This is a genomic window from Serratia sp. NPDC078593 (genome assembly GCF_050268245.1).
In the GTDB taxonomy this organism is placed as follows: Bacteria; Pseudomonadota; Gammaproteobacteria; order Enterobacterales; family Enterobacteriaceae; genus JBNNGK01.
In genome coordinates, this window is the sequence record NZ_JBNNGK010000008.1 from 36,476 (window position 1) to 59,031 (window position 22,556).

Genomic DNA, 22,556 nt, shown 5'->3' on the forward strand with positions numbered 1-22,556 from the left:
CGGCTTTATATCGTTTTATTGTACTACAGAGGCGCGGCGGCTGCGCGGCTGCCCATGGGCTGAGCCTAGCGTGCTCGCCAGAGAAATAGCCAGTAATGACAGGAGCAGTAGTGCACTGGCCGGCGCCAATACCGCCCAAGGCGCACGTTCGATATAAGGCATTCCCTCGGCCAACACCAGCCCCCATTCTGCACTCGGCGGTTGCGGTCCTAAGCCGAGAAAGCCCAGTGCAGCTAAGGCTAACGCGATCCCCGGAAGGCGCAACATGGCGTGGCGTAATAGCGGGCTTATCACCGCAGGGAGCAAGTAATGGCTAAAACTGCGCAGGCGGCCAATGCCCAGTACCGGTAACATGCGGATATACGACTGGCTGCGCGCTTCGCCCAGCAGTGAGGCACAGTGCGCAGCAAGAGGGGCCCAACTGACCAGCATCACTGAGCAGGCGGCACCGTAAGCCGACGGCCCAGTTACCGCGACAACCATGAGGCCAGCAATAATCGGCGGGGTTGCATTAGCGGTTTCAATGACACCGCACATGAGCCGTGGCATCAGACCAAATAATAATCCCAGCACCAGCGATGCCATACTGACTGCCAATGCCAACAGGCAGGTATTGAGTGCGCCGTACGCTACCCGCGCCAAAATATCGCGGCCCGTGGCGTCGGCTCCCAACGGCAAAGCCAGGCTCGGCGATTCCAACCGTAGATGCAGGGACGAAAGCGGATCGCGCAATAGCCCACTCAACACAATTAAAGCCAAGAGGGCGGCGGTGACACCAACGATCAAAAAACCGCTGTTATCGGTGACTACCGGCGGCGGTGTATTTGGCAAGGTTGCGCCGATACGTCCTAGCAGAAGATAGTGCAGCAGGTGCATCACTATACCTGCGGCAAAGGCCAGCGCTAGCAGTAATAAAATACCACATTGTAGCGCGGGCAAATCTTGCGCGACGGCGGCACCCAAGGTGGCACGCCCTAACCCGGGAATGGCAAACACCTTTTCAACCGCCACGGCGCCGCCGGTTAGGCCGACCAAAACTAACCCTAACTGCGGCAATAATGCGGGTAAGGTTCGGTGGAAAACGGCCAACAGTCGCTGATGCTTGGGGATACCGGCCAGACACCATGTTTGTAACCAGCGTTCACTGAAGGTCGCCGATAATCTGTCACTCAATAATAAGCCTATTAACCCGCCGGCCGGTAAACCCAATGCGAGTGCGGGCAATAGGGCATGTTGCCAGCTTTGCCAACCAAATGGCGGTAACCAACGTAACCATACCGCACCGACGATCAATAATAATGCGGCCAGCAGAAACTCCGGCAATGCGGTCAGGCTAGTGGCAAGTATGCCGGTAGTGGGACGTGTATCGCCCCGCATGCCGCGTCGCAACGTGGGCAGCACCAGCAGGATAGCGATGCATAAAGCGACTACCAGAGCATAAGCCATCAAGGTTAATGACACCCCCGTTGCGCGGAGCATACCTTGCAGCACCGGTTCACCTGAGATCCACGAATGGCCAGCATCGCCTTCTAGCAACCCGACGAGCCAACGGCCGAGTAGAATCAATGGCCCTTCATCAAGCCCGAAACGTTGGCGAATACTGTCCAGTGCTTCGGCGGTGGCTTCCTGCTCGCCGGATCTTGCTCGCAGCAGACTGAGCGCCGGATCGCGTCCCGATAACCACGGTAATAAACCGACCAATAACACCATGCCGATGAGTGCGAGTAGGCGTGATAACCACGGCAAACAGCATTGTAGTAGGCGTAACATTATGGTTGCGCGACCTGTGTCGTTGGCATCACTAATTGGCGCTCACGCGGATCGCGTGCGGCATGGCGCAAATTGATAGCCTCGCCTTGAATCACTCGCTCATGCAGCAATGGGATTGCCGCATGGGTGGCCAAAATGTGGTTTTCCGCGTCGATAATCGCTTGGCGGCGTTCTGGGCCGGCAGGAATAACCGCTGCACGAGCCAATGCGTCATCAACCGACTTATCGCATAACTGCGCAATATTAAATGAACCTTGGCAAGCAAAGTCGCTGTACATATAGGCGACAGGATCGCCGGAATCCAGCACGGTAGCGCGTGAAAGGATAAAAGCGTCGAATTTGCCAGCTAGCGCATCGGCTTCAATATGCGCATATTCCCGTACTTCCTGCTTCACCACAAAACCGGCGGCAGTCAATTGTTGGGCGAGATATACCGCGACCTCCGGCAGTTCAGTGCGATCGCTGAAGGTGGCCAGCGTGATAGTGGCGCCAGCGGCGGTTGCGTTTGGTTGCAGCGCTGCGGTTTGGGGTTTACGTAACGTGGCGGCCCAAGGAAGCGCGGGGCCGAGCAGGCCACTGGCGATATCCGCACGGCCTTCGTAGACATTTTTTACCAAGGTTTGCCGCTCGACGGCAGCAGCGGCAATGGCGCGCAATGACGGATCGCTGAAGGCACCCTGACGGGTATTAAGGTACAAGGTATTTGTACGCGGCATCGGCACTTCGTGCACCAGCGCGGGATCGATCAAAGGGACTTGGGCGACCGGTAAGGCTTCCACCAGATCGGCGTTGCCCGTCCGTAGTGCCGCCGCGCGTGCGGTTCCGTCTGGTACAAAGCTGACGTCAATCCCCGCAGCGGCGGCAGGCTGCCCCCAATACTCGTCAAAGCGCGTTAATTTAGCGTTGCTGGTGCCATTGATTTCAGTCAGCATAAACGCCCCCGTTCCAGCAAGAACCGGGTTGACCACCCCGTTAGCGCCATAAGCACGTTCCGCGAGTATGGCCAATTGCGGACTCGAAAGCCGTTGGGGAAGCAACGGATCTGCTTTCAGGATAGTGATCACTACCGCATGCTCACCGTCCGTCGCTGCGCTCAACTCTATGCCGTCCAAAATACGCGGTTTAGGCGCAGCCTGCATGGCAGCGGTAAGTGAACGCACCACGCTGTGTGCTGTCAATGGGGTACCATCATGAAATTTAACCCCCTTGCGCAGCTCGAAACGCCAGTGATGATCATCAACCTGTTGCCATTTCTCCGCTAATGCCGGCGTCGCGTCACCAGCCGCGTTCAATACCACCAAGGTTTCGGCATTGCTCCAGCGTGACAGTTTAAATGCGTCATCGCTCAACGGCGTCAATCCAGAGCGGGGGGGTTGTAGCATTACCACGCGGAGGCGCTTTTCACCGTCTGATATTTCTGGCGGTTCTGGTGGATCAAAACAACCGCTCAACACTAAGCTACCAGCCAACATCAGGCCAAACGGGGCGAACAAACGCAGGTATGACATGAAAAACTCCTTTAAAGTTCAGCAAGCGTAAGGAACAGAGGGGATCGCGGCAATCAGAGCCTGAGTTGCGCAATGGCGCGGGGTGCGTAGCAGTGCAGCGGTAGGTCTGTCTTCTACAATCACACCGTGATCCATGACCAGCGTCCGTTGGCATAAGCGACTAACCAATGACAAATCGTGGGAAACGACCAAAAGCCCCATTTCTTGCCGCTGAGAAATGTTGGCCAATAGCGAAATAATTTGCTGACGTAAAGGGAGATCCAGACCGCTAACCGGTTCGTCAGCAAGCAAGAAGCGGGGCTGCGGCGCAATGGCTCGAGCTAATGCCACACGCTGCGCTTGGCCGCCCGATAATTCACCAGGGCGGGCATGTAACAGTTGCCCGTCAAGTTCAACTTGTCTCAGAGCCCATTCAACACGTGGCGCCAGATTACGTTTGGAGGTTAACTGTCGCAGCGGTTCAGCGATCAGTTGAGCCACATTATGCCGGGGATTAAGAGAAGCATGTGCATCCTGCGGGACGTATTGCACCAGTCGTCGGTACCAGCGCAGTTTGGTGCTAGAGGCAGGTGTAATTTGTTGGCCTTGGCAAAAAATGCGTCCGCTGTCGCAATGCTCAAGGGCCAGAAGCAATTTCAGCAGGGTAGATTTTCCCGCACCGGAGCAGCCGACCAGGCCAACGCACTCCTTGGCGCGTAGATTGAGGTTACAGGCTTGCAAACCAGGGTGCTGTGTGCCGAAGGAACGGCTGACGTCTTGCAGACTGATGAATGTGTCCAACATGCTTAACTCACTTGCTGTAACGGTAAGCTGTTGGTGCGACGTTGCGGGTAAGCCGCAGCGACCAATTGCTGGGTGTAGTGATGTTTTGGTTGTTGTATTAATGCCTTTAATGAGCCACTTTCCACCAGCCGTCCCTGTGCCAGCACCAGTGCGCGTTGACATAAACCTGCAGCGACGGAAAGATCGTGGGTGATGAATAATTGTGCGGGTGCGCCGGGTTGTTGACTGAATTGACGCAGCATATCCAGCAGTTGGCGTTGGCTAACCGTGTCAAGTGCCGTCGTGGGTTCATCAGCAATGAGCAATGCCGGTTGACTGGCCAAGGCGATGGCGACGCAAATCCGTTGGCACTGCCCTCCAGAAAGCTGTCCCGGATAGCGAGTCAGGATCTGTTGCGGGGGCAGACCAAGCATTTGTAGCATGTCACTCGCGCAGCGGTTGGCATCTTCACGTGACAGCGCACGTTGATAACGCAATACCATGATTAACTGATGTCCAATCGTTACTAACGGATTCAACGCGCTAAACGGATTCTGAAAGATGGCCGCGAGCGGTAAAGTACCTCGCTGTTGCAGGTGAACACCTGCCAGTTGTTTTCCCAACAAACGAATAGATCCACTGACCGATGCATGAGTGGGTAAAGTGCCGAGTAACGCCGCGGCAGTGAGTGATTTGCCGGAACCCGAAGCGCCCAGTAAACACAGGCATTCTCCAGCGTGCAGGGTGAAGCTCAGGTTCTGCACTTTAGGAGCGTCATTAATTGATATGTTTAACTGTTCGACTACCAAAAGCGGTGAATGACGCTGTTCCATGTTACGGTCTGCATAAGATAATTTTTGATATGTGATAACATAACATTTTGTATCCGAAGATGACCAGCTTTAATCGTCGGTAGCCGTGATAGGCGTCCTACAGCAAATTAGGCTATGATGGGCAATAATTCGTTGCGAAGTGGTTGTTACTGGTGAGAACGCTAATTTTTATTTTATGTATGATGGCTTACCTATTGGTATTGGGGTATCTGGGGGCCTTTGTCACCGATAAAATTTGCGAACAATCGGGTAGTTACGGCAAAATTTGCCGCATGGTTGATATTTCGGAACCGCATATTCCGCAGGTTTCGTCGCCGGATCAGGCTAAGTAATCTGTTGTAATGAGCCGGGTAACTAACGCAGCGATGATGATCAGTAACATAGCTTGCCGCCAGCCAAGTTTGAACAGCCAGCCTCGTCGTATTTGGGGTGTGGTTAATTGCCCGACTACCATGTTGCCAGCGAGTAGCATCGTCACAATAATAAACACCAACCCTGTCATCACAACACTAAACTCAGCGTGTAGTACGTTGGCGTAATACAAACGCATACCGATAAAGTAGGCCGTCATTATCCATGCAAAGAGTGTCTTTTTTTTGAGTACCTGATAAAGCAGGAAAGCAATGAACATACTGTGGGCTGCCGAGAACAGTGGCGTATCAATCGGTTGACGGGCACAGATATTGTAGACCGTGAGGTAGATATTAAATATCAGCAGGGCGTAGATAACATAAATGTACCAACCATAGATTATTTTTAGTTTTCTTACGTCGGCAGGTGTTGGATAATCATCCTGTTGCATTGTTGTCTCCTTGAGCTGCTCTGTTTTTAACACTACATGATTAAATGAAAACTAAACATCCCTGTGGAATTATTGTTATCTAACTAGGGAACTTTACTATTTTTACTGCGGATGGTTATTTTCACTGCGATGCTTCCGTTGGAAAACGTTTGCTTATATTGGTCACGTCCTCTTATGAAAAATTTTAAAAATAGCCTTAGCACAACGATAATCATGGTCTTTATGTTGTGGCTCTATTTTGTTTTGCCATCGGCCCTAACAGCCTATTTTTTTGTCGAACTTAATCTCAACCCGTTCACTATTATTAGATTTTGGCATTACAACCCCTTTTCTGCCGATCGCGGTATTCCCGCCTATCAGCCATTTATCTATCTATTGATCATATGGTGCCTGTTAAACGGTCTATTGTTGGGCTGTATGTGGATAATTTTGCGTTTGGTAGCCTATTTCCGCGCACGCTGATTATCCTGAATGGCGCACTGCCGTTTGCCGGGGCGATACCCCTTCGCCGTTGCGCGGGTATCAGATAGCGTACTGTCTTGGTCAGTTAAACCGTTAAGCTGTGCTTATCCTCCTCGCTATAGGGCATTTTCACGCGCTAAGAGCGTGATGGCGCGGCTGTCATTATGCGAAGGTAATCGGATAAATATGAAATAAATCAATAAATTATTGGCTTTTTATCGTAAAAACCCCCTTGTATGATAAAGATAATAATTATCATTGTTATTTGCTTTATCATTAATCTATTTTATCCACACCGTGCACCAATAACCTCTGTGATAGGGCAGCCAGCGATGCTGCCTCAGCTTCTTTGCGGTGTGCTTTTAATAGCCTCTATAGGGATTACAGCTATGTACCGGATTTCTCCTGCCAAGCATTCATCTATTTTTTGTGTTTTCGCGCTGTTTTTGCCGTTGAGCTCGGTAGCGGAAGAGACCGTAGTGGTCACAGCAAAACCGGCCGATACGGCGAATTCCGCCACGCAGGGCTACACGGCGACAACCAGCCAGGGAGCCACTAAAACTGATACGCCGCTGATATTAACCGGGCAATCCGTCTCGGTTATTACACGCCAGCAAATGACCGACCAAAATGCGCTCACCGTTAACGATGCGCTCAAATATACACCTGGCGTCTTTACTAATTTTGCTGGAGGCGCTACGCGTTACGATACTATTGCGTTACGTGGTTTCCACGGCGGTGATGTGAATAACACCTTTCTTGATGGCCTGCGTTTGTTAAGTGACAGCGGTAGCTACAATGCGTTACAGGTGGATCCTTGGTTTTTGGAACGTATTGACGTTATCAAGGGGCCCGCGTCAGTGATGTACGGCCAAAGCATCCCCGGAGGTCTAGTGGCGCTAACCAGCAAACAACCGAGATTCGCCTATGAAGGGCACATTAATATGATGGGCGGCAATCATAATACTCGGGGTGGCGCTTTTGACGTTACCGGACCGTTATCCGAACAGTGGGCTTATCGCTTGACGGGGATGACTCGTAGCAGTGACACTCAGTATGCTCACCAACGTGAGGAACGTTATGCTATTTCGCCGTCGTTATTGTGGCAACCGAGCGAGAATACCTCGTTGTTAATGAAAGCCTATTTGCAAAAAGATCCTTCAGGTGGGTATCACAGCGCGGTGCCTGCCGACGGCAGCCTGTATTCCACTCAGGGCGATAAACTTGGGCATGGATTTTTTGATGGGGACAGTGGCCATAACGTTTTCAAGCGTTGGGAACAGATATATAGCTATGCATTTTCGCACAGTTTCAATGATGTCTGGACTTTCCGTCAAAACGGCAGTTACACCCATTCCAATGTGGAATTGGAACAAGTTTATCAGATCGGCTGGCGGGACAATCGCAACATGTTGCACCGTTATTACAGTGGTTCCAGTACCTCGTTGGATGCCTATGCGGTTGATACTCAGTTGGAGGCCGAATTTGTCACTGGCATGCTGGAGCATAAATTCATGCTTGGGCTGGATTATCAACGCTTCCGTAATAACCTATGGGATGAAAAGGCAAATGCCAGCGACCTAAACCCTTTTACCGGTGTGGCGTTACAGCCGGTGATCAGCAATCTGGTGCACACTGATTTACAGCGACGCTATGAACAAACCGGTCTTTATCTGCAGGACGAAATTAACCTTAACCAATGGTATCTCAACCTGTCAGGACGCTATGACCGGCTGGAAAGTCGTAATATCAACCTGACAGCGGGCACTGTCGATGCACGCAATGACCACCATTTCAGCGGTCGAGCGTCTTTATTGTACAGTTTTGATAATGGGTTATCGCCGTATGCGAGCTACAGCTCCGCTATTACTCCGGAGGCGCTGGCAGATCAAGATGGGCATATGCTTAAGCCGAGTACCAGCCAACAATATGAAATAGGGCTAAAATATCAGCCGCCGGGCGGTTCATCACTCTATAGCGTGGCACTGTACGATTTGACACAAAAGGATGTGGCGAACCGGGTGATACAACAAAGTTTTTATGTACCGGCAGGAAAGGTGCATTCGCAGGGCATTGAATTGGAAGCGCGCAGCAAATTGACCGACCGCCTGAGTTTGGTTGCGGGATATACCTATAATCGCGTGAAGTTCAAAGATGTGGTAGATGGCAACAAGGGTAATACACCGTATCTGGCTCCGGAACAAATGGCTGCGTTGTGGGGGCAATATGATGCTGGATATGGCATTAATGTTGGAGCCGGTATGCGTTATATGGGTAAACAATGGGCTGATAACGAAAATACCCTGAGAATACCTTCGGCCACTCTATTGGATGCGTCTGTGCGAATGAAAATGGACCAGATTTGGCCCTCGCTAAAAGGCGCTTATGTTCAGCTTAACGTCAATAATCTGACGGATAGGAAATACGTTGCTGCGTGTTATGGCAAGGGCTACTGCTATTGGGGACAAACGCGTAGTATTGTGGCGACCCTCGGCTATGATTTTTAATTATATCAGTTGACTGATACCCCGATGACTATCGGGGTTGTTATTTTGTTTAGAACAGAGAGAATAATAATACCACTGGTAGACTTAATGGCCAGGTTAGGCCGATGGTAATCGCACTGAGGCAACGAATTCTAACGGTATCTCGACTGACCAGATAGGTAAAAACCATAGAAAATAAAAGGCCAAATAAATAAAAATATTGTGTTGCAACCCACAGCGACGACATGAACCCATTCCAATTTTATTTCAGGCCCACATTCTAGGCGCTTAGCGTGCTTGATTCAATGCTTAGCTGACGATAACTATTACGTTGGGTTGTAGAGGTGGGGCATTTTACATTGTTTGCTACACGGCAGTATTAATGGTAAATCATACTTACTGATATTGTGCATTGTAACGTGGGCGTTACAGTTGGCATGGTGTTTTGTTTTGTCCATGATGTTGATTGTGCTGGTTTATTTTTTTAATCGAGACTGCTTGCTCACTTACCGATCTAATGTAAAGCATGCTTAATATTAGAGACTATACTCAATGGTGCTGGCCTTTTGCCAGATAACTGACAGTGGTGCTAATAAGGAGCTACAGCATGGAAATAACCAACGATTCGCGCGCAGTAAAAAAAGTATCATGGGGAAGTATTATCGGTGGGGTAATTACCGTACTGGCAATCTCACTATTATTGTCCACACTTGGCACTAGCTTAGGTTTTGCCATTGTCGATCCGATGTCAGACGATCCAATCAATGGCGCAGGTATGACGGTCGTCATTTGGTCGGCGATCTCCATTATTATCAGTTTGGCTGCTGGGGCATTTGTTGCCGGCCATTTAGCGGGTAATGAGGGGGGAATCCACGGTTTTCTGGTATGGGCGACGGCGCTGATTGTCGCTGCGGTGTTAGGCAGTGTGGTATTGGGTGGCACCATTAAGGCGACCGGTAATGCGCTGGGGTCGATTGCTTCTGCAACCGGTAGCGTGATTTCCGGCGCCGGTTCTGCTGTTGGCGGCGGCCTTAAAGGGCTGACGAACCTGGGGCAAGACGCATTTGATGATCTGAGTTTGGATACCAAACTACAACCTGAAAAGTTAGATGACCAGGTCATTGCGGCGTTACGCAAAAGTAATATTGAATCTTTGCAACCAGAATATATGCAAAAGCAGTTAGACAGTGCCAAAACCGAAATTGTGGAAGCGATAAAACAAGTTGCAATGAACCCGGATAATAGCGACACGATCATTCAGGGTTTGACGGCTAAATTGAAGGAGCGTGGTGCGTCTATCACTCAGGATGTTGACCGTGATAGCCTGACCAAAGCGCTGGCCGATAATACGAACATGACTTCGGACGAAGTGAATAAAATGGTCGATAATCTGCTGACCAAGAAAGAGGAAACGGCTCAGGTTGTTAACCAGCGTTTGGATGATATTCAGGTGAGGATCGAGCAAGCGAAACAACACTATGCGCAACTGAAACAAAAGGCGCGTGAGCAGGCCGCCGCAGCGACAGACGTGGTGGCACGTGCGGCGATGTGGTCATTCTTTGCCTTATTCGTGGGGGCTGTTATCAGCGCACTGGCGGGGTTGTGGGGGGTGAAAAGCTGCCGTCGTCAGTAGTGGTGCAAGAACGCTGATTGAAATGCGACACAAAACTCCGGATTGTTGTCGGAGTTTTTATGGTTTAACGTCGTGTACTCTGCATTCAATCAGTGAATTCCCGCAGAGATAACATCGATATCTGTTTAAAGGTATTAATGGGTTCTAATAAGTCGATCGTTCAATAAGTCAGTTAAGGAGAAATGATGAGTTTTTGGCGTATTGTATTTACCATCATACTGCCACCGTTGGGCGTGCTGTTGGACAAAGGGATCGGTGGGGCGTTTATCCTTAATATCATCCTGACATTGTTAGGCTATTTCCCGGGGCTGATTCATGCCTTCTGGATACAAACAAAACAAGCGTAAGATTATTATTGCTTTTTACACCCCGGCCATTGCGTGCCGGGGTTTTGCATTTTAAGGAAGGCCGCGGACAGAACGGCTTCAATACATTAGGCGTACAGTACGCTACATTGCAGTAAGGCCGAAGTTAAATTTTCAGGAGTAGGCATTGTGGGAAAAAAACCGGCCAAGGTGGCCGGTTGACGCCAAGCCGTAAGACTAGGCGGTTTGGGTACGAAACAACTCGCGAAAAACAGGATAAATATCATCAGGTTCACGTATATGCTGCATGGCGAAATTATCGAACTTGGTCTGCAAATCCTCATATTCGCGCCACAGTGTTTGGTGAGCACGGCGGGTGATTTCGATATAACTGTAGTAGCGCACCATAGGCAGCAGCTTTTTGGCTAACAGTTCGTGGCACAGTGGTGAATCATCAGCCCAGTTATCACCATCCGATGCCTGGGCCGCGTAAATGTTCCATTGCGCCGGGTTATAGCGTTCCTCTACCACGTCATGCATCAGTTTTAGCGCACTGGAAACAATGGTGCCGCCCGTTTCCTGCGAGTAGAAGAACTCTTGTTCATCCACTTCTTTTGCCTGCGTATGATGGCGGATATAAACGACATCGACATTTTTATACGTCCGGCTTAGGAAGAGATAGAGCAGAATATAAAAACGTTTGGCCATGTCTTTAGTGGCTTGATCCATTGAGCCGGAAACATCCATTAAGCAGAACATTACGGCTTGGCTGGAAGGCTCAGGGCGACGTTCATAGTTTTTATAACGTAGGTCAAAGGTGTCGATAAAGGGAACGCGTTTGATTTTTTGCCGTAGCTCTGCGATGTCCTTACGCAACCGCTCCTCTTCGAGCAATTGTGCTGGCTCTGAGTTTTCCAGCGCGGTTAATTGTTGTTCCAATTGTGCTAACTCACGCCGTTTGCCTGCCGTCATCGCAGTACGACGTGCCAGTGAATTCTGGAGTGAGCGTACCACGCTGATATTGGCAGGTACGCCGTTGGCGGTATATCCCGCACGGTGTGTTTTAAACTCGGTTAATTGTTTGTATTGATTTTTCTTAAGATTCGGCAACGCCAAATCCTCAAACAAAAGATCGAGATACTCATCCTTCGATATCTGAAAGATGAATTCATCCTGGCCTTCACCATCCTGGCTGGCCTGGCCTTGGTCACTGCCGCCGCCGCCGCCGCCTCCTTGCGGCCGTTCAACCCGGTCATTCTGCACAAAATGATCGTTGCCGGGATGAACGCGATGGCGAGTGCCGCCACGGCCTTGGTGAAACATCGGTTCGTTAATATCGTCAGTCGGGATCGAGACCGATTCGCCACTGTCGATATCGGTTACCGAGCGCTTGTTGATGGCTTCGGCAATCGACTGTTTTATTTGCGACTTATAGCGGCGTAAGAAGCGTTGGCGGTTCACCATGCTCTTGTTTTTACCGTTAAGCCGTCGATCAATGAAATAAGCCATAGTTCCCCCAAACGACGTTGCCAACTATCATGCCCGTTATCACTCACGCCGTAGTGTGGTAGGTAGCGAGAGATGCCCCCATTTACCGGTTGGTCGATATAACTGGGGGCATCGTGCTCGTTACGGCGTCACTAAAACGCGATGCAAAATCCTTTGAGCATGCTTTTTATGACGTCAACGTCCTTCATTAGGACGATTTTCTCACCCGCAGATACCATTCACACAGCAGGCGTACCTGCTTGCGGGTGTACCCTTTTTCCATCATGCGATCGACAAAGTCGTCATGTTTCTTTTGCTCATCCGTTGAGGTTTTAGCATTGAACGAAATAACCGGCAGCAACTCTTCGGTGTTTGAGAACATTTTTTTCTCAATCACGGTACGTAATTTCTCGTAACTGGTCCAATTAGGATTGCGGCCGTTGTTATTAGCACGGGCACGCAGCACAAAATTGACGATTTCGTTGCGGAAGTCTTTCGGGTTGCTGATACCCGCCGGTTTTTCGATTTTTTCCAGTTCGGCATTCAGGGATTCACGGTCAAACAGCTGACCGGTATCGGGATCGCGATATTCTTGATCCTGGATCCAGAAGTCGGCATAAGTTACATAGCGGTCAAAAATGTTTTGCCCATATTCAGAGTAAGATTCCAGATAGGCTGTCTGAATCTCTTTACCGATAAACTCGGCATATTTCGGGATTAAATAACCTTTAAGGTGTTCTAAATACTTTTCAGCCAGATCTTGCGGGAACTGTTCGCGTTCGATCTGTTGTTCCAGAACATAGAATAAATGCACGGGGTTCGCGGCCACTTCGGTGTGGTCGAAGTTGAATACCCGAGAGAGGATTTTAAAGGCGAAACGGGTAGAAAGACCGTTCATTCCTTCATCAACCCCAGCATAGTCGCGATACTCTTGATACGACTTAGCCTTCGGATCGGTGTCTTTCAGGCTTTCGCCATCGTACACCCGCATTTTTGAGTAGGTGCTGGAGTTTTCGGGTTCTTTTAGCCGTGACAACACGGCAAAGCGAGCCAATGTCTCCAGCGTACCTGGCGCGCAGGGCGCATGTGTCAATTCACTATGGTCGAGCAGCTTATCGTAGATCTTGATCTCTTCCGACACCCGCAGGCAGTAAGGCACCTTGACGATATAAACACGGTCAAGGAAGGCCTCGTTATTCTTATTATTACGGAACGTCACCCATTCCGATTCGTTTGAGTGCGCCAATATAATGCCGTTGAATGGCAGGGCAGAAATACCTTCGGTTCCGTTGTAGTTACCTTCTTGGGTGGCCGTGAGCAGTGGATGCAACACCTTGATGGGCGCTTTAAACATCTCGACAAACTCCATTATCCCTTGGTTGGCTCGGCATAATGCGCCGGAATAGCCGTAGGCATCAGGATCGTTTTGCGCGTGGTTTTCCAACTTACGAATATCCACCTTACCAACCAGCGCTGAGATATCTTGGTTGTTCTCATCACCGGGCTCTGTTTTGGCAATGGCTATCTGTTCCAGTATAGAAGGGCGAACTTTAACTACTTTGAACTTGGTGATATCGCCACCAAACTCATGCAGACGTTTCGCTGCCCACGGCGACATGATCGTGCCGAGGTAGCGGCGCGGAATGTTGTACTCTTTTTCCAGAATATTGGCGTCTTCTTGCGGATTAAACAGGCACAGCGGATGGTCATTGACCGGGCTACGCTCGCCGTTTGCACTCAACGTATAGATAGGCACCAGTTGCATCAAGGCCTTCAGCCGTTCGGCCAGCGATGATTTACCGCCGCCTACCGGACCCAGTAAATAAAGAATTTGTTTCTTTTCTTCGAGTCCTTGAGCGGCATGTTTGAGATAAGAGACAATCTGTTCGATTGCCTCCTCCATGCCGTAAAATTCCTCGAAAGCCGGATAGCGTGCGATGACGCGGTTGGAGAACAAGCGGGACATGCGTGACTCAAGCGCGGTGTCGACCATGACCGGCTCACCGATAGCCATGAGCAGACGTTCTGCGGCGTTGGCGTAGGCACTGCGATCCTGCTGGCAAATGGTAAGAAACTCCTGCAGTGTGAACTCTTCGTCCTTGGCAGCTTCATAGCGCTGGCGATAGTGGTCAAATATGTTCATAGCGATGCCCGTCCTTTCGTTATTAGCACAGGGTAAAGGGAGTGGTTTATCGTGTTCTGGCTCCCGAAAGAAGAAGTTAATATCTGAGTACAGCAACTCGTATGCCAACTTGGTGCGCTTATTATCGCGAGTTGCGCTGTATTGCTACTGCCCTCAGGATAAATTCACCTTCTGTTTTAAGCTTAGTTGGCATAATGAAAAATTTCCTGTTAGCGAAAAAGGTTTTTTTAAGTCATATCAATGACTCAGTTATTATAAGGTTTGAAGGTAAGTCTTGCTGGGTCTGGGCTGTGGGGTGAAACATCACGATACTGACATCATTTATACATATTTCAGAATTAACGTGATGGATCTTGCTAAATTTTGAATGTAAATTTTAAGCGCGTCAGTAAAATTTCGCATAAGCTATCGCCGCTATTAACCCTGTAATTTATGGAAAAAGACCCAGTGAAGAAGACTCAATTAAAAACGCTAGCTATTATCGTGACCGCTATGATGGGTACCCACAGTGCTCAAGCGGGGACCTGGTCACTCGGCGCCTCTGCGTTGGTTAGTCCGGATCCGTATCGCGGTTATCAGACACGGGTTTATCCTGTTCCGGTGATTAATTATGAAGCTGATGATTTTTACTTCCGCACGCTGACCGCTGGTTATTATTTGTGGAACGATCGGGAAAATAAGCTGAGTGTTATGGCGTACTATTCACCGTTACACTACAAACCCGGTGACAGCGATGACGATCGCATGAAGCGCTTGGATAAGCGTCGTGGAACGTTGATGGCTGGCGTAGCGTATTCCCATAATGCAGACTGGGGGACCATCCGCGCGACTTTCTCCGGCGATACGTTAGATAACAGTAATGGCCTGATTGGTGATGTGGCATACCTTTACAAGTTCAACTTTGACACATGGAGCTTGACGCCGGGTGTGGGCGTGACTTGGAACAGCAAGAACCAAAACAAATATTATTATGGCGTCAGCGATCACGAATCGCGCCGCAGCGGTCTGAACAGCTATACACCAGATGATAGCTGGGCGCCTTACCTTGAATTAACCGCTAACTATCAGATCAATAACGCGTGGAATACGTTCGTTATGGGGCGTTATATTCAACTATCGGATGAAATTAAAGATAGCCCGATGGTGGATAAATCTTACACGGGCGTGTTGTGGACCGGGGTGAGTTACAGCTTCTAACGCTGCCGTGAGGTATTGCGTAATTCGGCTATGTAAAAGGGGCTTTATGCCCCTTAATATTGATGACAACGTTGCCTTTGAACTCGAAGTACTCGAGCCTAGCGCAATGAGGGAAGCTCTGGCGGCAAGCTTTCCCAAATAACAGGTTTTGTCAGCCGTTTGAAGTGGGCTTGGTGCCCCATTTTTATATGACTCATTGACGCGGTCTATGCCCCTTTGCGACACCGCAAGGTCATAGCCAGCCGTGCAGGTTGCGCATCGCACGTTACCAGCGGTTTATTAATGCGCCCGGTTTCCACACAAACCATGGTTTTATAGCCGTTATTTGGCATGTCAGCCATGTTACAAGAGAGTACCTCACCCGGATTCCAGGCGATGACGTCACTCATATGGTGATGATGCACTTCAATGGTGCGTTGCAGCGTTGGGTCTTTAATCAGGCTAAACGGTTCTGGTTGGGTATAAACGCGGTCAGTCTGGCCGACAAAAGTCACATCGCCGTGCTGATTAGCTTCTGTGCCATCAGCGACTTTATCCAAATAGGGCTCGCCTAAGCCAGACACTTTCACCGTATCGATATCGCCGATGTGGAAGTAGGTGTGCAATGCTGCGGTCGCTTGATAGTTACCGTGCGACTCCAGCTCTACTTCACACTCTTTCCCCAACTTAAAGCGCGCGATTAGTGTGAATTCGTGCGGCCACAGTTCACGCGTTTGTTCGTTGTCTTGCAGCGTAAAGGTCAGAATTACGCCGTTGTCATCTTCATCATGGGCGGTAAGTTGCCAAGGTTGATTACGGGCAAAACCATGCGAAGGTTTACCCACGGGGCCGAACCACGGCCAGCAAATGGGCACGCCGCCGCGAATTGCTTTACCTGGCTCGAATGGCGTGTTGTTGCTTAACCAAACAACCGGTTGTTCACCGCTAGGCTGCCAAGCAATCAGATGGGCGCCTTGCAAGGTGATGGCTGCACGCACGTTAGGGTGCGAAACCACAATAACCGGCAGAGCCTCTAACTGACGTTGGCTAAGGTAGGGGGAAATTTGTTCCGTAACGGGCAGGGTGAAAATATTTTCGTTCATTGCATTGCCTCTTAATTCGATCCACCGCAGGAAGCAAAAAAAAGGGCGACATTAAAGTCGCCCTTATGATCTCAGTCGTTCATCATGCCATTATTTGGAGATGTGAGCGATCAGATCCAGAACCTTGTTGGAGTAGCCAGTTTCGTTGTCGTACCAAGAAACCAGTTTCACAAAGTTGTCGTTCAGCGCGATGCCTGCTTTAGCGTCAAACACGGAAGTCAGTTTTTCACCGTTGAAATCAGTAGAAACAACGTCGTCTTCGGTGTAACCCAGCACGCCTTTCAGTTCGCCTTCTGCTGCTGCTTTGATTGCAGCACAGATTTCTTTGTAAGACGCTGGTTTTTCCAGACGTGCGGTCAGGTCAACCACGGATACGTTTGGAGTAGGAACGCGGAATGCCATACCGGTCAGTTTGCCGTTCAACTCAGGAATAACCTTACCTACCGCTTTAGCTGCGCCGGTAGATGAAGGGATGATGTTCTGAGAAGCGCCACGGCCGCCGCGCCAGTCTTTATGAGACGGGCCATCAACGGTTTTCTGAGTAGCGGTAGTTGCGTGGACGGTGGTCATCAGCGCTTCAACGATACCGAAGTTGTCGTTAATAACTTTAGCCAGTGGAGCCAAGCAGTTAGTGGTGCAAGATGCGTTAGAAACGATTTCCTGACCAGCGTAAGATTTGTGGTTTACACCCATAACGAACATCGGGGTGTCATCTTTAGATGGGCCAGTCAGAACAACTTTCTTAGCGCCAGCAGCGATGTGTTTACGAGCAGTTTCGTCGGTCAGGAAGATACCGGTCGCTTCTGCAACAACGTCAACACCCACTTCGTTCCACTTCAGGTTAGCCGGGTCTTTCTCTGCGGTAACACGGATGGTTTTGCCGTTAACAACCAGATGGCCGTCTTTAACTTCTACAGTACCGTTGAAACGGCCATGAGTAGAGTCATATTTCAGCATGTAAGCCATGTACTCAGCGTCCAACAGATCGTTGATTGCAACGATTTCTACGTCAGAACGTTCTTGAGCAGCACGGAAAACAATGCGACCGATACGGCCAAAACCGTTGATACCTACTTTGATAGTCATATATTCCACCAGCTATTTGTTAGTGAATAAAAGGTTGGTTGTAAAATTACAAAAACCTTACCAAGCGTCAAGCGGAATCGTGTCAATTATTGCGGCAAGTCAAAGCTGAGAGTTTGATTTGCGCGCTTATTGCACATTCCGCCTACGTTTGGCCTCATTACGATATGGGGTCAAATCGCTAAGTTTAAAGAGCGTCATAACTAGATGTGTGATCTGTATCACATATAATTATGGCGTGAGCTTTATGGCCTACAGTTTAGGGTAAAAATGCCTGCAGTGCTGTTAATTTTTTGTTATCATTAATCATTGTTTTCGTTGACATTATCCATGTTTTGGGAATCGCACAAATGGCTAAAGAGAACTCCCCTCATCAACCGCTCACGGAACTGAATGAAATACAACGTTATGTGACTCAGGAGCGTGGTACGGAAGCGCCATACAGTGGCAAATTGCTGCACAACGCGCGCGATGGCATTTATCATTGCTTATGTTGCCATGCTCCGCTGTTTTATTCCTCAACCAAGTATGATTCTGGCTGCGGTTGGCCTAGCTTTTATCAGCCGATTTCAGATGAGTCTATTCGTTATCTTGATGATAAATCACATAATATGCATCGTGTGGAAATCCGTTGTGGTCATTGCGATGCGCATCTGGGGCACGTATTCCCTGATGGGCCGCAGCCTACCGGCGAACGTTTTTGCGTAAACTCTGCGTCGCTCAGTTTTACTGATGATGAAAATGGCGAGAAGATTGCGGGTTGAAGAGTTAAATGATCGACAAAATCGATTCAGCTATTATTCATGTTAAGAAGGAGGTGCGTTGATGGATGTAAAGGATTTGATAGCGGCGATGACGCCAGAAATCTATCAGCGCCTTGCGCTGGCGGTTGAGTTAGGTAAATGGCCGGATGGCGTTGCGCTGACGCCAGAACAGAAAGAGAATAGCCTGCAAGCGGTTATGTTATGGCAATCGATGCACAATAACGACCCGCAGCACATGAGCATTGGTACTGACGGGCAAATCGTCATGAAAAGCAAGCAAGAGCTGAAGCAACAGTTTGCTGCCGAAACGTTGGTTAAGCTGAAGCCGCAATAAATTGATGGGAAAGAGCGCTATAGCGCCCTGAGCTTGATGACGAAGTCGCCTGATAGCCTGAGATACCGGAGCCTAGCGTAGGCGAGGGGCGCTCAGGTGGCTTATGCCACTGCGACCCCACAGCCACGCTTAGCCCAATAACACGCTTTTCAGCAGTCTGAGGGAGCTAGAGCGCGCCCTAAAGCTTAGAACTGCAAAAATTGTGACAACGTCACGAGCCGAGCGCCGGCTTGCTGCATTGTTTGCAAAGCCTGCACGCTGTCAGCTGGCTGAAGATTTACGCCTCGACAACCGTCAGTAATCACCGTGGTCGAATATCCCAATTGCAGCGCATCCAGTACGCTGAATTTTACACAATAGTCGGTGGCTAACCCCATCGCCACCAAGTCAGTCACGCCCTGTGCACGTAACCAATCATCAAGCTCCGTTTTTGTCCGGTGACCGTTATCGAAGAACGCACTGTAACTGTCGATAACCGGATTTTGCCCTTTGCGAAAAATCCCAGCGATAGCCTGACGATGCAATTGTGGATGCAATTCGGCTCCGTGGCTATTTTGCACGCAATGCACCGGCCACCAGACCTGCGGCAGGCCATCGAGTTCACCCACTGTACCGATTTTTCCCGCCGAGTTGATGGCAAAGCTACGGTGGTTGGCTGGGTGCCAGTCTTGGCTGGCGACGACGGCATGACCACGAGCGAGGCAGGCAGCCATGGCTTGATTAGCGATAGCAATGGTTGCATCCCCCTCTGCCACCGCCAGTGCGCCACCCGCGCAGAAATCATTTTGCAGATCGATCAATAACAGCGCGGTTTTCATAGCGTCTCCCATTTATTAACCTGCGGTGCTGAGCTCGCCACGAAGGTCTTTTTGCATTTGCTGGCGGATTTGTTCTGGCGCTAGCGGTTGGCTTAACAGGAAATGCAGTTTAGTTAATGTTGCTTCTACTGTCATATCAAAACCGCTGATCACGCCAGCGTTAGCTAACGCATTGCCGGTAGCGTAACCTTCCATATTCACACGTCCAGAAATGCACTGGGTTAAGTTGACCACCACGATGCCTCGATCGGACGCGTCACGTAACTCATCAATCAGTTCCGGTTTTTGAGGTGCATTGCCGACGCCGTAGGAGCGTAGGATCAACGCCTTAACCGGCTGCAAAAGAAAATTGCGTACCACTGCGCCAGAAATGCCCGGATAAATCGTCACGACGCCAATAGGCTGCGGCGTAATAGTGTGCACCTTTAATTCGCCACGGCATTCGGGGGAAACGATGCCGTTTTGTCGACGAATATGAATACCCGCTTCCAGCAAAGGGGGCAGGTTTGGCGATGCAAACGCATCGAAGCCATCCGCGTGTGCCTTGGTGGTGCGATTACCGCGAAACAGTTTGTTATTAAAGAACAGGCTAACTTCATTGACCGGATAGTTAGCGGCCAGATACAACGCATTCAGCAAGTTGGTCTGACCGTCGGAACGCAGTTCAGCCAACGGAATTTGAGAACCTGTGACGATCACCGGTTTGGCAAGGTTTTCCAACATGAAAGACAGAGCTGATGCGGTAAACGCCATGGTATCTGTACCATGCAAAATGACGAAACCATCGTACCGATCGTAGTTTCTTTTTATATCGTTGGCGATATGCTGCCAGTCTTCCGGCGTCATATCGGAAGAATCAATCAATGGCGCATATTCATGAATGCTGAAATTAGGCATTTCTGGCCGATGGAATTCCGGCATCAATGCCAATTGGCGTTGTAGGTGGCCTGAAACCGGAATATAGCCATGCTCGGAACGTTGCATACCGATGGTACCGCCCGTATAGGCTACATAGATGGATTTTTTTTGCATTACAGGGATTCTGATAGTTATAAGATGGCTGAATTATAGGGTGATTAGCGCAGAAAAAAAGCCCGGCAAGCGCCGGGCTGGGGATTAAATTGTTAGCGAACGTCGCCGCAGTTGAGGCAAATTGCGTAGCGATTTTGTGGATCGTTGAGATTATTAAACAACCCCGGTTGATCTTTCATCGCTAAGGCAACCGAGGCCAGAGGCGCGGGCAGCACGGATTGGATCGCGGCGGGTAACATGGCATGAATTGACACGCCAAACTGACCGAGGAGTAAATCGGTCAGGCTCGGAGAATCAACAAACCAATTTAATTGCCACTGATTTAATTTGGCTAATTCAGCGGCTTTGCTCACTGCATCATCGAAATCGCCCAGTTGATCGACCAAACCATTCGATTTTGCATCGGCACCGGTCCAGACGTGGCCTTGCGCGATTTTATCCACCTGCACCGGCGTCATATTGCGCGACGTGGCGACCAGATCGATAAAGTTTTTATACCCATTCTCGATGTTCAGCTGCATCATTTTTGCAAACTCTGGCGGCAGCGCTTTGGTGATCGCCAAGTCAGCCAACGGTGAGGTGGCGACGCCATCAGCGTGGATGCCGACGCTATCAAGGGTATCTTGATAGGTGTTGATCACGCCAAAGATGCCGATAGAGCCGGTAAGGGTGCTTGGGCTGGCGACGATGTAGTTAGCTGGGGTGGAGATCCAGTAACCGCCTGATGCAGCCATCCCGCCCATCGAAACAACGATGGGTTTGCCTGCCGCACGCACTGCCGCCAGTTCTGTGCGAATGACTTCCGATGCGCTTACGCTGCCGCCAGGGCTGTTCACACGCAAAACGACGGCTTTAATTTTCGGATCCAGACGGGCCTGACGCAATTGCGCAGCGGTGGTATCACCGCCAACCGTGCCAGGCGTTTGCGTACCGTCCATGATCGCGCCATTGGCAAACACGACCGCAATTTGCCCCCCCTGTTCCGGCGTAGGTTTCGGCTGGTAATCATAAATGCTGATGGCATTGAAATCGTTCGTTTGTTTATCCCAACCAAAAGCGTTAACCAGCTGATTTTCTATTGCCGGGCGCGAGGCCAGCTCATCGACCAGTTTGTTATCGAGCGCATATTTCGCCGTGTCGCCGCCGGTAGCTTGTAGACCGCTTAGCACACCCGCTGCGCCAGGGAATAGCTGTTGCGGGGTGATTTGACGGTTAGCCGCCACGGTGGTCAGATAGTTTTGCCACAGGTTACCTATCCAACGGCTATCGGCTTCACGCGCCGCAGGTGACATGTCGTCACGGATCATTGGCTCAACGGCAGATTTATACGTCCCGACCCGGAAGATATTGGTGGTCACTTTCAGCTTATCAAGCAAAGTCTTGTAATACAGATTGTTTGTTGCAAAACCGTGCAGATCGACGCTGCCTTGTGGCGACAGGTAAATCTTGTTGGCGTAACTGGCCAGATAATATTGCGTCTGGTTATAGCTGTCTCCGATGGCATAGATCGGTTTGCCACTGTCACGAAATTCACGCAGCGCTTTACCAATGTATTGTAGCGAGGGCTGGTCAGCCCCTGCGAAATCATTCAATTGCAACACCATGCCGGTAATGTTTTTATCGTCCCGGGCTTTGCGAATGCTGTCGACTAGGTCGAACAGTGAGTTCTCCTGTAGTTCGCTGGCAGACGCGCCAAGAAACTCACGGCTGCGTTGTAATAAACGGTTTTGCGTGTTGGGTTGATCAACCACCACACCGCTTAAGTTAACCAGTAATGCTCCGCGTGGTGCTTCCGTCGGCGTGCTGCTCTGGAAGGAAAAGTAGAGGCCAGCACCGACTAAAATCAACAAGATGACGATAAGGTTAAGAATAAATTCTCTGATAAAGTTCAGCAGACGCCATGTCCACCTGAAAATGTCGGCAAGGGTACGCCACAAAGTATGCATGTTTTCTCCAAACATGAGCCGAGGATGTCCCGCTATCGTAATGAGCAGCCGACAAAATGTCAGCTTTAAATCATCGTTCACAGTCGTTATTGTGCAAGCTGTAACAGA

At 49.9% G+C, this 22,556-nt stretch carries 20 protein-coding genes; 7 read left to right on the forward strand and 13 right to left on the reverse strand.

What is annotated here, in order from left to right; translation table 11 throughout:
• Positions 1-15 precede the first annotated feature (15 nt).
• Genes ACQKDS_RS10780 through ACQKDS_RS10795 form a run of 4 tightly spaced genes read right to left on the reverse strand, consistent with a single transcriptional unit; the run spans position 16 to position 4,873 of the window.
• Positions 16-1,770 (reverse strand): ABC transporter permease subunit, encoded by a 1,755-nt coding sequence (locus ACQKDS_RS10780; RefSeq protein ID WP_399669873.1) that lies wholly within the window; start codon positions 1,768-1,770, stop codon positions 16-18.
• On the reverse strand, positions 1,770-3,278 hold the full coding sequence (locus ACQKDS_RS10785) for an ABC transporter substrate-binding protein (RefSeq protein WP_399669875.1): 1,509 nt from the start codon (positions 3,276-3,278) through the stop codon (positions 1,770-1,772). The genes ACQKDS_RS10780 and ACQKDS_RS10785 overlap by 1 nt, the downstream gene beginning before the upstream one ends.
• 18 nt (positions 3,279-3,296) lie before the next feature.
• Positions 3,297-4,061 carry an ABC transporter ATP-binding protein gene (locus ACQKDS_RS10790; protein ID WP_399669878.1) on the reverse strand — a complete coding sequence of 255 codons (765 nt, stop codon included), beginning with the start codon at positions 4,059-4,061 and terminating at the stop codon, positions 3,297-3,299.
• 2 nt (positions 4,062-4,063) lie between these two features.
• A complete protein-coding gene (locus ACQKDS_RS10795; protein WP_399669881.1) occupies positions 4,064-4,873 on the reverse strand; it encodes an ATP-binding cassette domain-containing protein in 810 nt (269 codons plus the stop codon).
• 152 nt (positions 4,874-5,025) lie between these two features.
• On the opposite strand from ACQKDS_RS10795, the gene ACQKDS_RS10800 reads away from it, so the two are divergent.
• A complete protein-coding gene (locus ACQKDS_RS10800) occupies positions 5,026-5,205 on the forward strand; it encodes a hypothetical protein (protein WP_399669884.1) in 180 nt (59 codons plus the stop codon).
• On the opposite strand, the gene ACQKDS_RS10805 is transcribed toward ACQKDS_RS10800, so the two are convergent.
• On the reverse strand, positions 5,193-5,675 hold the full coding sequence (locus tag ACQKDS_RS10805) for a hypothetical protein (RefSeq protein ID WP_399669887.1): 483 nt from the start codon (positions 5,673-5,675) through the stop codon (positions 5,193-5,195). The two genes, ACQKDS_RS10800 and ACQKDS_RS10805, sit on opposite strands and share 13 nt — an antisense overlap.
• Positions 5,676-6,526: 851 nt before the next feature.
• Between ACQKDS_RS10805 and ACQKDS_RS10810 the strand changes: the two genes are divergently transcribed.
• Positions 6,527-8,644, forward strand: coding sequence for a TonB-dependent siderophore receptor (locus ACQKDS_RS10810; protein WP_399669890.1), 2,118 nt, complete (start codon positions 6,527-6,529; stop codon positions 8,642-8,644).
• A 49-nt stretch (positions 8,645-8,693) separates the two neighbouring features.
• Here ACQKDS_RS10810 and ACQKDS_RS10815 read toward each other — a convergent pair whose 3' ends face one another.
• The gene (locus tag ACQKDS_RS10815) at positions 8,694-8,870 is read right to left on the reverse strand and encodes a GhoT/OrtT family toxin (protein ID WP_399669893.1); all 177 of its coding nucleotides are present in this window, start codon (positions 8,868-8,870) and stop codon (positions 8,694-8,696) included.
• Positions 8,871-9,230: 360 nt separating this feature from the next.
• Between ACQKDS_RS10815 and ACQKDS_RS10820 the strand changes: the two genes are divergently transcribed.
• Entirely contained in the window at positions 9,231-10,256 is a 1,026-nt protein-coding gene (locus ACQKDS_RS10820; RefSeq protein ID WP_399669896.1) for a CAP-Gly protein, read from the forward strand.
• A gap of 185 nt (positions 10,257-10,441) precedes the next feature.
• Complete coding sequence (locus ACQKDS_RS10825; RefSeq protein WP_399670277.1) at positions 10,442-10,603, forward strand: YqaE/Pmp3 family membrane protein; 162 nt, start codon at positions 10,442-10,444, stop codon at positions 10,601-10,603.
• Positions 10,604-10,798: 195 nt separating this feature from the next.
• Here ACQKDS_RS10825 and ACQKDS_RS10830 read toward each other — a convergent pair whose 3' ends face one another.
• Both ACQKDS_RS10830 and yeaG read right to left on the reverse strand, forming a co-directional pair.
• Positions 10,799-12,070 carry a YeaH/YhbH family protein gene (locus ACQKDS_RS10830; protein WP_399669899.1) on the reverse strand — a complete coding sequence of 424 codons (1,272 nt, stop codon included), beginning with the start codon at positions 12,068-12,070 and terminating at the stop codon, positions 10,799-10,801.
• Between the two features lie 187 nt (positions 12,071-12,257).
• Positions 12,258-14,192 (reverse strand): protein kinase YeaG, encoded by a 1,935-nt coding sequence (gene yeaG, locus ACQKDS_RS10835; RefSeq protein WP_399669902.1) that lies wholly within the window; start codon positions 14,190-14,192, stop codon positions 12,258-12,260.
• Positions 14,193-14,624: 432 nt separating this feature from the next.
• On the opposite strand from yeaG, the gene ACQKDS_RS10840 reads away from it, so the two are divergent.
• The gene (locus ACQKDS_RS10840) at positions 14,625-15,389 is read left to right on the forward strand and encodes a MipA/OmpV family protein (RefSeq protein WP_399669905.1); all 765 of its coding nucleotides are present in this window, start codon (positions 14,625-14,627) and stop codon (positions 15,387-15,389) included.
• 206 nt (positions 15,390-15,595) lie between these two features.
• On the opposite strand, the gene ACQKDS_RS10845 is transcribed toward ACQKDS_RS10840, so the two are convergent.
• Positions 15,596-16,471 (reverse strand): D-hexose-6-phosphate mutarotase, encoded by an 876-nt coding sequence (locus ACQKDS_RS10845; protein ID WP_399669907.1) that lies wholly within the window; start codon positions 16,469-16,471, stop codon positions 15,596-15,598.
• Positions 16,472-16,561: 90 nt separating this feature from the next.
• A complete protein-coding gene (gene gapA, locus ACQKDS_RS10850) occupies positions 16,562-17,557 on the reverse strand; it encodes a glyceraldehyde-3-phosphate dehydrogenase (protein WP_399669910.1) in 996 nt (331 codons plus the stop codon).
• 347 nt (positions 17,558-17,904) lie between these two features.
• On the opposite strand from gapA, the gene msrB reads away from it, so the two are divergent.
• Both msrB and ACQKDS_RS10860 read left to right on the forward strand, forming a co-directional pair.
• Complete coding sequence (msrB, locus tag ACQKDS_RS10855) at positions 17,905-18,318, forward strand: peptide-methionine (R)-S-oxide reductase MsrB (protein ID WP_399669913.1); 414 nt, start codon at positions 17,905-17,907, stop codon at positions 18,316-18,318.
• Positions 18,319-18,379: 61 nt separating this feature from the next.
• Complete coding sequence (locus ACQKDS_RS10860; protein WP_399669916.1) at positions 18,380-18,652, forward strand: YeaC family protein; 273 nt, start codon at positions 18,380-18,382, stop codon at positions 18,650-18,652.
• A 185-nt stretch (positions 18,653-18,837) separates the two neighbouring features.
• On the opposite strand, the gene pncA is transcribed toward ACQKDS_RS10860, so the two are convergent.
• The 3 genes from pncA to sppA all read right to left on the reverse strand — a co-directional run bounded on the left by pncA (position 18,838) and on the right by sppA (position 22,448).
• Positions 18,838-19,470 (reverse strand): bifunctional nicotinamidase/pyrazinamidase, encoded by a 633-nt coding sequence (pncA, locus tag ACQKDS_RS10865; RefSeq protein ID WP_399669919.1) that lies wholly within the window; start codon positions 19,468-19,470, stop codon positions 18,838-18,840.
• A 15-nt stretch (positions 19,471-19,485) separates the two neighbouring features.
• Positions 19,486-20,502 carry an asparaginase gene (ansA, locus tag ACQKDS_RS10870; RefSeq protein ID WP_399669922.1) on the reverse strand — a complete coding sequence of 339 codons (1,017 nt, stop codon included), beginning with the start codon at positions 20,500-20,502 and terminating at the stop codon, positions 19,486-19,488.
• Between the two features lie 92 nt (positions 20,503-20,594).
• Positions 20,595-22,448: a signal peptide peptidase SppA gene (gene sppA / locus ACQKDS_RS10875; protein WP_399669925.1), complete on the reverse strand. Its 1,854-nt coding sequence runs from the start codon at positions 22,446-22,448 to the stop codon at positions 20,595-20,597.
• Positions 22,449-22,556 lie beyond the last annotated feature (108 nt).

Coding starts and splice junctions, on each gene's coding strand:
- ACQKDS_RS10780 (WP_399669873.1), bottom strand. CDS start 1,770: ATGTTACGCCTACTACAATGCTGTTTGCCGTGGTTATCACGCCTACTC.
- ACQKDS_RS10785 (WP_399669875.1), bottom strand. CDS start 3,278: ATGTCATACCTGCGTTTGTTCGCCCCGTTTGGCCTGATGTTGGCTGGT.
- ACQKDS_RS10790 (WP_399669878.1), bottom strand. CDS start 4,061: ATGTTGGACACATTCATCAGTCTGCAAGACGTCAGCCGTTCCTTCGGC.
- ACQKDS_RS10795 (WP_399669881.1), bottom strand. CDS start 4,873: ATGGAACAGCGTCATTCACCGCTTTTGGTAGTCGAACAGTTAAACATA.
- ACQKDS_RS10805 (WP_399669887.1), bottom strand. CDS start 5,675: ATGCAACAGGATGATTATCCAACACCTGCCGACGTAAGAAAACTAAAA.
- ACQKDS_RS10810 (WP_399669890.1), top strand. CDS start 6,527: ATGTACCGGATTTCTCCTGCCAAGCATTCATCTATTTTTTGTGTTTTC.
- ACQKDS_RS10815 (WP_399669893.1), bottom strand. CDS start 8,870: ATGTCGTCGCTGTGGGTTGCAACACAATATTTTTATTTATTTGGCCTT.
- ACQKDS_RS10820 (WP_399669896.1), top strand. CDS start 9,231: ATGGAAATAACCAACGATTCGCGCGCAGTAAAAAAAGTATCATGGGGA.
- ACQKDS_RS10825 (WP_399670277.1), top strand. CDS start 10,442: ATGAGTTTTTGGCGTATTGTATTTACCATCATACTGCCACCGTTGGGC.
- ACQKDS_RS10830 (WP_399669899.1), bottom strand. CDS start 12,070: ATGGCTTATTTCATTGATCGACGGCTTAACGGTAAAAACAAGAGCATG.
- yeaG (WP_399669902.1), bottom strand. CDS start 14,192: ATGAACATATTTGACCACTATCGCCAGCGCTATGAAGCTGCCAAGGAC.
- ACQKDS_RS10840 (WP_399669905.1), top strand. CDS start 14,625: ATGGAAAAAGACCCAGTGAAGAAGACTCAATTAAAAACGCTAGCTATT.
- ACQKDS_RS10845 (WP_399669907.1), bottom strand. CDS start 16,471: ATGAACGAAAATATTTTCACCCTGCCCGTTACGGAACAAATTTCCCCC.
- gapA (WP_399669910.1), bottom strand. CDS start 17,557: ATGACTATCAAAGTAGGTATCAACGGTTTTGGCCGTATCGGTCGCATT.
- msrB (WP_399669913.1), top strand. CDS start 17,905: ATGGCTAAAGAGAACTCCCCTCATCAACCGCTCACGGAACTGAATGAA.
- ACQKDS_RS10860 (WP_399669916.1), top strand. CDS start 18,380: ATGGATGTAAAGGATTTGATAGCGGCGATGACGCCAGAAATCTATCAG.
- pncA (WP_399669919.1), bottom strand. CDS start 19,470: ATGAAAACCGCGCTGTTATTGATCGATCTGCAAAATGATTTCTGCGCG.
- ansA (WP_399669922.1), bottom strand. CDS start 20,502: ATGCAAAAAAAATCCATCTATGTAGCCTATACGGGCGGTACCATCGGT.
- sppA (WP_399669925.1), bottom strand. CDS start 22,448: ATGCATACTTTGTGGCGTACCCTTGCCGACATTTTCAGGTGGACATGG.